The following is a 5775-nucleotide window of genomic DNA, read 5'->3' as shown; positions in this document are numbered from 1 at the left end:
TCGAGGCGTCTGACGGGCAGCGCGGCGAGCGCGGCCCGCGCCGCGTCCCAGCCGAACTCGCCCTCGGTCAGCCGTACGCCCATGCCGCGCAGCCGCCGCACGCTGTCCCCGTAGGCGGGGTGGCGGGCCAGCGCTCCGCTCACGCACGGCAGCGCGAGCACGGGGACGCCCGCGCCGTACGCCTCGCAGAGGGTGGCGACGGCGAGGGTGTCCCCGATGCCGGCCGCCCATTTGTTGATCGTGTTGAAGGTCGCGGGGGCGACGACCATCGCATCGGCGGGCGGGAAGGGGCGTGGGTCGGCCGGGGTGCGCCACGCCGAGCGCACCTCACGTCCGGTGCGGGCGACGGCGTCACCGATGTCGAAGAAGGCGCCCGCGCAGGCCGTGGGCGTCGCGATGACGCCGACCTCCCAGCCCTGCTGCTGTGCGGCGGCGATCAGTCCCCCGACGCCGTCGGCGGCCCCGGCCGCGCACACGACGACGTAGAGGAAGGGGGCGGCGGGGTCAGCCACGGGTCGACACCTCCGTCACGAGGGCGGCGAGCGCGGCGGCGGCGCGGTCCAGGCCGCGATGCGGCGTGACGGGCTCGTCGAGGTAGACGTCGCGGCGCAGCTCCAGCATCAGGGCGCTCACGCGGGGGTCGGCGCGGTAGTACCGCAGCGGGACGTAGACACCGGCGAACGGTGTGTCGCAGGCGCTCTCGCCGAGCGGGGCGAAGACCTCGCGGGCCAGGGCGGTCAGGGCGGCCGGTGTGTGGAAGCGGTCGGTGCCCAGGCAGACGGGCGGACGCGGTTCCGTGCCGTGCAGTTCGTAGGGCAGGGCGCGGCTCGGGTAGGAGTGGACGTCGACGATGACGGCGCGGCCGGTCGCGGCGAGCCGGTCCTCGACGGCGCGGGTCATGGCCGCGGCGTACGGGGTGAAGTACGCGTCGATGAGGGCGCGTTCGTCCGCGGGCGGTTCGGGGCGCAGGGGCTCGCGGTGCGTCGTGCGGGTGTAGACGGCGCCCATGCCGACGGCCCGCATCTCCTCGCGCTCGTCCGGGAACCGCTCGGGGTCGGTGACCAGACGCGAGCGCTCGTTGACGAACTGCCACGGGGCGACCGCCGCGGCGCCCGCGGCAGCGGCGGCGAGTTGTGCGGTGTGGGCGTCGGTGATGAGGTCCAACTCCCGCTCCAGCGCCGCGTCGTCGAGCAGCAGCCCTGCCCGCGCTCCGGGCGGGACGGTGCGCGAGCCGTGCGGGACGTGCAGGATGACCGGCGAGTCCGGGCTGCCCGGCAGCAGCCGGAAGGCGGGGCCGCAGCCGTCCGGCGCGGAGGTGTCCATGAGTGCCATGCCCCTCACCCTGCCCCGTACCGGCGGGGGAATATGCCCGGCCGGGTGCCGGTTGAGGCGGGCAGGCAAGGAGGACACAGTGCAGCACAAGTACGTGGAGCAGAAGACGGAGCAGACGTACGCGGAGCAGACGTACGCGGACCGGAGCCACGCGGAGCGGAACTACGCGGACCGGAGCTACTACGAGCACGGGTCGTCGGCGGAGCGCTGGGAGCGCGCGCGGATGTTCTTCGACGCGAAGGAGTACACGACGGCCGCCCGGATCCTGGACGGGCTCGTCGAGGAGGTCCCGGAGCAGACGGGACCGCGGCTGCTGCTGGCCCGCGCCTACTACCACTCGGCCCAGCTGCGCCGCGCCGAGACGCAGTTGCGCACGATCGTCGAGCGCGATCCGGTCGAGCACTACGCGCGGCTGATGCTGGGCCGCACGCTCGAACGTCAGGGCCGTGACGACGAGGCCGCCCCGCATCTCCGGATGGCGGCGGTGCTCGCCGGCGACTTCCCGCAGGACTGACCCCGCGGGCGCGCCCCTCCCGGTGCGGCCGGGCCACCCGGCCCGGCCGCACCGCTGTGAGCTGCGCGGCTCGGCTAGCCTTGCCGGACGATGAACCGCACCGAGCAGACCGCCCGACACGTCCCCGCCCCGCCCCTGCGCACGGCCTGGGGTGATCTCGACCTCACCCGCCATCCCGTGGACCCGCGCGAGCGCCTGCGCGCCTGGGACGCGTCCGACGCGTACCTGCTGCGGCACCTCGCGGCGTCCGGCACCGGCCTGACCGGTTCGGTCGTGGTGCTCGGCGACCGGTGGGGCGCGCTCGGCACCGCTCTGGCCGGGGCCCCCGGGTGCGCCCCGGTGCTGATCACGGACTCGTACCTGGGCGAGCGGGCCGCGCAGGACAATCTGCGCCGCCACGGGCGCTCCGGGGTCAGGCAGCTGACGACGCGGGACGCGCCGCCGGAGCGGATCGACGTGCTGCTGGTCCGCGTCCCCAAGAGCCTGGCCCTGCTGGAGGACCAGCTGCACCGGCTGCGGCCCGCACTGCACGCGGACACCGTGGTCGTCGGCACCGGCATGGTCAAGGAGATCCACACCTCGACCCTGAAGCTGTTCGAGCGGATCGTCGGGCCCACGCGCACCTCGCTCGCCGAGCAGAAGGCGCGGCTGATCTTCACGACGCCGGACCCGTCGCTGGACCCCGGCCCGAACCCGTGGCCGTACCGGTACGCCCTGCCCGGCGACGCGGGCCTGCTCGCGGGCCGCACGGTCGTGAACCACGCGGGCGTGTTCTGCGCCGACCGCCTCGACATCGGCACCCGCTTCCTCCTCGCGCACCTGCCCCGGGGCACGGGCGCGCGCCGGATCGCCGACCTGGGCTGTGGAAACGGCGTGGTGGGCACGGCCGCCGCGCTCTCCCACCCCGGGGCGGACGTGCTGTTCACCGACGAGTCGCACCAGGCGCGCGCCTCGGCCGAGGAGACGTACGCGCTCAACGCGGCGGACCGTCCGGGCACCGCCACGTTCCGGGTGGGCGACGGACTGGCCGGGGTCCCGGAGGGCAGCGTCGATCTCGTGCTGAACAACCCGCCGTTCCACTCGCACCAGGCGACGACCGACGCGACGGCCCTGCGCATGTTCGGCCAGGCCCGCGCCGCGCTGGCGCCCGGCGGCGAACTGTGGGTCGTCGGCAACCGTCACCTCGGCTACCACGTGAAGCTGCGGCGCCTGTTCGGGAACAGTGAACTCGTCGCGAGCGACCCGAAGTTCGTGATTCTCAAGGCGACGAAGCGCGGGCCGCGGCCGGCTCGCCCCTGACCGCGGCGAGGCCCGCGGCGACCAGACAGACCCCGCCGCATCCCACGAGGAAGACGCCGGCGCCCCAGGCCTGCGCGACGAGGCCGGCGAGCGGGAACAGCAGCGGGCTCAGGCCCAGCGTGCACAGCGAGGCGAGGGCCGTGACCCGGCCGAGGTAGGCCGGGTCGGTGCCCTGCTGGAGCAGGGCGTGGCCCAGGACCATCGGGACGCCGCAGGCCGCGCCGAGGAGCGCGCACAGCGTCGTCGCACCGGCCGGTCCCGTCGGGGCCAGGCCCAGCGCGCCGACGAGCAGTGCGGTCACGAGCAGGGAGCCGGCGAGCAGCGCGCGGGGCGCCGGGACGCTCCGGACGGCGCTGAGGGCGATGCCGCTCACGGCGCCCGCGACGCTGTAGGCGCCGAGGAGCAGGGACAGGGTGGCGGGCCGCCAGCCGCGTTCCCCGGTGAGGAGGACGAGGGTGGTGCCGACCGGGCCGCTGAAGCACATCTCGCCCAGCGCGATCACGGCCACGAGCCGCAGGAGCGCGGGGCGCCGCCGCACGTACCGCAGTCCGGCCCGGAGCGCCGAGCCGGGCGGGGCGCCCGCGTCCCCGTCCGCGTCCGCGTCCGTGTCCGGTGCCAGGGGGCGGACGCGGAGTGCCGCGAGCAGGACCAGCGAGACGACGAACAGCGCCCCGACGACGGCGAACGCGCCCGGGGCGCCGCCGGCCGTCAGCGCGGCGGCGGCGACGAGCGGCCCGACCGTGTTGGCGAGGCGGACCGCGAGCGAACGCAAGCCCTGGACCCGGGTGAGCCGGTCCGGCGTGGTGAGCCGGGCGGGCAGCGCGCCGACGGCGGGCATGAACAGGGCGTCGGCGACGCCGAAGCACACGGCGAGCAGGCACAGGAGCGGGAGTTCGGGACCGCGGGCGTACGTGACGGCGGCCGCGGCCAGCACGGCGAGGCAGCGCACGAGGTCACTGCCGATGAGGACCCTCAAGGGCCCGAAGCGGTCGGCGAGCACGCCACCGGCGAGCATGAGCACGGCCCGGGGCAACGCCCCCGCGGCGAGCACGAGTCCGGCCCGCGCGGGACCGGCCGCCTCGGCGACGGCCCAGGTCAGCACGGTGAAGTAGACGACGTCGCCGGTGACGGAGGTGGTGTAGGCGCCGAGCCAGCGCAGGACGCCGGCGTCGCGAGCGCCGGTCCGGGCGCCGTACCGCGCGACGCTCACGCGCCCGCGTCCGGTATCGCGTCCGGGGCCGGGTCCCCGGCCGGGTCCGCGGGAAAGACCTGGAACTGGACGACGGCGCGCGCCGCTCCGGCGCTCGGTCCGCGCTCCCGGTACCGCTCGACGACGGCGAACAACTCGTCCTTCAGCGCGCCGAGTTCGGCCGGAGTGACCTCGACGGAGACGTCGCTGAAGGCGGAGACGGCGAACCACGCGTCGGGCATCGACGGCACGGTCTGCACCGCCGCCCGGCGTAGGGTGTCCGCGGCGGCCAGTGCGACCGCCTGCGTGTAGGCGCGCCCGTCGGGACCGCCCCGCTCCCCCGGGTCGTGCTGCGAGCGGCGATGCAGGGCCCGCCACCAGCGGTCGCGGCGGGTGCCGCGCTCCGTGTCCTCCTCGATGAGCCCGCCGGCGGCGAGCCGCCGCAGGTGGTAGCTGGCGGCGCCGGAGTCCAGGTCGAAGTGGCGGGCCAACTGCCGTGCGGTGGCGGGCCCTTCACTGCGCAGCCGGTTGAGCAGCGCGAGCCGGACCGGGTGGGCGAGGACGCGCAGCGCGGCGGTGTCGAGGGTGATCTCGTCCTGCGGGGCGGCGGGTTCGCGGGGATCGGGGATGTCACGCATGGCGCCCGAGCGTAGAGGCAGAAGAACTCTTCGGGAAGAGTTCTTCGCGAAGAACTCTTCTGCGTCGCGGCGCGCTCCGGCCGTCAGGCCCTCCGGCCGACCGGGGTGCGGTGTTCGCGGACCGCGATCTCGGCCAGTTTCGTGAGCATCATGCCGTTGCGCACCCTGACCAGGTAGTCGACCGGGAGGCCGTGCATGCGGATGCCGGGGCCCCGCAGGGGGTGCCAGTCGAGCACGAACAGGGTGTGCTCGCCCCAGGGGATCAGTTTCATGGCGATCCGGGCGGCGCCGAAGGGGTCGGCCTTCGCCTCCAGCTCCAGCCGGTGCTCCGGTTCGCAGATCCGTACGGTGCTCGTGTCGTCGAGGGTGAGCGGGCCGAACCCCACGCGGACCTTCAGCGCCGCGCCCACGGCCGGCCAGTGCGGGTCGGCGGCGAGCACCTGCTGGGTGCCGGTGACCCACTCCCCGTAGCGCAGACCGTCGCTCAGCAGGCCCCAGACCTCGGCGGGGGAGCTCAGAATCAGTCGGCGGTTCCGGGCCACGGCCGTCACTCTCCTCGAAAAGCCAGCCCCCTGCACCGCAGCCACCACCCTACCGGCGGGTCCACGGGCCTGCCCTTCGAGCGCGGAGCGGGCCGCCCGCGCTCGCGCGTAGGGTGCCGGGATGATCGTGATTCCCGAGGAGTTCGTCCGGACCACCGTCGAGCGCGAGGGCAGTGCCGGGGCGGCCTGGCTGGCCGAGGTGCCCGGCATCGTGGCGGACCTGCTGGAGCGGTGGGAGTGCGTGCCCGACGGGACGGTCCT

General features: G+C 75.3%; 7 protein-coding genes and 1 pseudogene. 3 read left to right on the top strand and 5 right to left on the bottom strand.

Translation table 11 applies throughout. From position 1 onward, the window contains the following. Both GTW43_RS36525 and GTW43_RS36520 read right to left on the bottom strand, forming a co-directional pair. A partial coding sequence (locus GTW43_RS36525) for a flavoprotein (protein ID WP_161306264.1) occupies window positions 1-512 on the bottom strand: 512 nt, incomplete at its 3' end. Continuing rightward, window positions 505-1323: an N-formylglutamate amidohydrolase gene (locus GTW43_RS36520; RefSeq protein WP_161306268.1), complete on the bottom strand. Its 819-nt coding sequence runs from the start codon at window positions 1321-1323 to the stop codon at window positions 505-507. The genes GTW43_RS36525 and GTW43_RS36520, both read right to left, overlap by 8 nt. 232 nt (window positions 1324-1555) lie before the next feature. Here GTW43_RS36520 and GTW43_RS36515 point away from each other — a divergent pair, with 232 nt between their 5' ends. Both GTW43_RS36515 and GTW43_RS36510 read left to right on the top strand, forming a co-directional pair. Continuing rightward, window positions 1556-1846, top strand: coding sequence for a tetratricopeptide repeat protein (locus GTW43_RS36515; protein WP_161306267.1), 291 nt, complete (start codon window positions 1556-1558; stop codon window positions 1844-1846). Window positions 1847-1981: 135 nt separating this feature from the next. Next, entirely contained in the window at window positions 1982-3145 is a 1164-nt protein-coding gene (locus GTW43_RS36510; RefSeq protein WP_161306266.1) for a methyltransferase, read from the top strand. On the opposite strand, the gene GTW43_RS36505 is transcribed toward GTW43_RS36510, so the two are convergent. The 3 genes from GTW43_RS36505 to GTW43_RS36495 form a co-directional block, all read right to left on the bottom strand. After that, window positions 3105-4355, bottom strand: coding sequence for an MFS transporter (locus GTW43_RS36505; protein WP_161306263.1), 1251 nt, complete (start codon window positions 4353-4355; stop codon window positions 3105-3107). The two genes, GTW43_RS36510 and GTW43_RS36505, sit on opposite strands and share 41 nt — an antisense overlap. Next, a complete protein-coding gene (locus GTW43_RS36500) occupies window positions 4352-4972 on the bottom strand; it encodes a helix-turn-helix domain-containing protein (protein ID WP_161306262.1) in 621 nt (206 codons plus the stop codon). The genes GTW43_RS36505 and GTW43_RS36500 overlap by 4 nt, the downstream gene beginning before the upstream one ends. An 83-nt stretch (window positions 4973-5055) precedes the next feature. Continuing rightward, window positions 5056-5514 (bottom strand): SRPBCC family protein, encoded by a 459-nt coding sequence (locus tag GTW43_RS36495; protein WP_343246232.1) that lies wholly within the window; start codon window positions 5512-5514, stop codon window positions 5056-5058. A gap of 121 nt (window positions 5515-5635) precedes the next feature. Between GTW43_RS36495 and GTW43_RS36490 the strand changes: the two are divergent. Beyond that, window positions 5636-5775, top strand: a pseudogene (locus tag GTW43_RS36490) (kinase); the annotation flags it as partial.

This window comes from Streptomyces sp. SID5785, assembly GCF_009870065.1.
In the GTDB taxonomy this organism is placed as follows: domain Bacteria; phylum Actinomycetota; class Actinomycetes; order Streptomycetales; family Streptomycetaceae; genus Streptomyces.
This window is presented reverse-complemented; position numbering and strand designations above follow the sequence as displayed.